The sequence below is a fragment of the Bacillus sp. MBGLi79 genome (assembly GCF_002953915.1).
In genome coordinates this window covers 3,469,894-3,471,470 of the sequence record NZ_CP026521.1, presented here as the reverse complement: position 1 = coordinate 3,471,470, position 1,577 = coordinate 3,469,894, and the positions used below count along the sequence as shown (strand labels likewise).

The window sequence follows — 1,577 nt, the reverse complement described above, 5'->3', positions numbered from 1 at the left end:
CATCCCGCTCCTCCCTTTAAGAGGTTTACTCGTCTATCCGACGATGGTTTTGCACCTTGACGTCGGGCGTGAAAAGTCGGTTCAGGCGCTTGAACAGGCGATGATGAATGACCATATGATCTTTTTGGCAACACAAAAGGACATATCCATAGACGAACCGGATGAAGACGAGATTTTTACATTCGGAACCTATACAAAAATCAAGCAGATGCTCAAGCTGCCGAACGGAACGATCCGCGTTTTGGTGGAGGGGCTGCAGCGCGCCCGCATTCTTGAGTACCATGATTTAGATGAATATACGTCTGTAAAAATCGAACGAATCGATGAAGAGACTGAAAAAGATGTTGAAGATGAAGCACTCATGCGCACATTGCTTGACCACTTCGATCAATACATAAAGATTTCGAAAAAAATATCGGCTGAAACATTTGCCGCTGTAACAGATATTGAAGAGCCGGGAAGAATGGCCGATATCGTCGCCTCCCACCTGCCGCTTAAGCTGAAAGACAAGCAGGAAGTGCTGGAAACGATCGATGTCAAAGCCAGATTAAACAAACTGATCGACCTGATTCACAACGAAAAAGAAGTCCTTGAGATTGAAAAGAAGATCGGGCAGCGCGTCAAGCGTTCAATGGAAAGAACGCAAAAGGAGTATTACCTGCGCGAGCAGATGAAAGCCATTCAAAAAGAGCTTGGCGATAAAGAAGGAAAAACGGGCGAGGTCCAAAAGCTGACTGAGAAAATCGAACAGGCCGGCATGCCTGACAATGTGAAAGAAACCGCGTTTAAAGAGCTAAACCGGTACGAAAAAATTCCGTCAAGCTCAGCTGAAAGTTCTGTCATCCGCAATTATATTGAATGGCTTATTTCCCTCCCATGGAATGATGCAACAGAAGACAGGCTTGATTTAAATCTCGCCAGTCAAATTCTTGATGAAGAACATCACGGCCTTGAAAAAGTGAAAGAACGGGTTCTCGAATATTTGGCAGTCCAAAAGCTGACCCGCTCGTTAAAAGGACCGATCTTATGCTTGGCCGGACCTCCGGGTGTCGGAAAAACCTCGCTGGCCAAATCGATCGCTAAATCGCTCGGACGCAAATTTGTCCGCATTTCCCTTGGCGGCGTGAGGGATGAATCCGAAATCCGCGGCCACCGCCGCACATATGTAGGCGCCATGCCGGGCCGCATTATTCAGGGGATGAAAAAAGCAGGCAAGAACAATCCCGTGTTCCTTTTGGACGAGATTGACAAAATGGCTTCGGATTTCAGGGGAGATCCTGCTTCAGCGATGCTGGAAGTGCTCGATCCTGAACAAAACCATACGTTCAGCGACCATTATATTGAAGAGACGTTTGATTTATCAAAGGTTTTGTTTATTGCGACCGCGAACAACCTGGCCACAATCCCCGGTCCGCTCAGAGACCGAATGGAGATCATCACGATCGCGGGCTATACGGAAGTGGAAAAGGTCGAAATCGTCAAAGACCATCTGCTTCCAAAACAGCTGAAAGAACACGGTCTGAAAAAATCCAATCTGCAAATACGGGAGCAGGCTGTCCTTGATGTTATTCGCTATT

Annotated in this window: 1 protein-coding gene; it reads left to right on the top strand. The window is 47.0% G+C overall.

All coding sequences use genetic code 11. The annotated features are described in order from the left end of the window. Position 1: 1 nt before the first annotated feature. On the top strand, positions 2–1,577 hold a 1,576-nt coding region (gene lon, locus C1T29_RS17740; RefSeq protein ID WP_231516511.1), incomplete at its 3' end, for an endopeptidase La.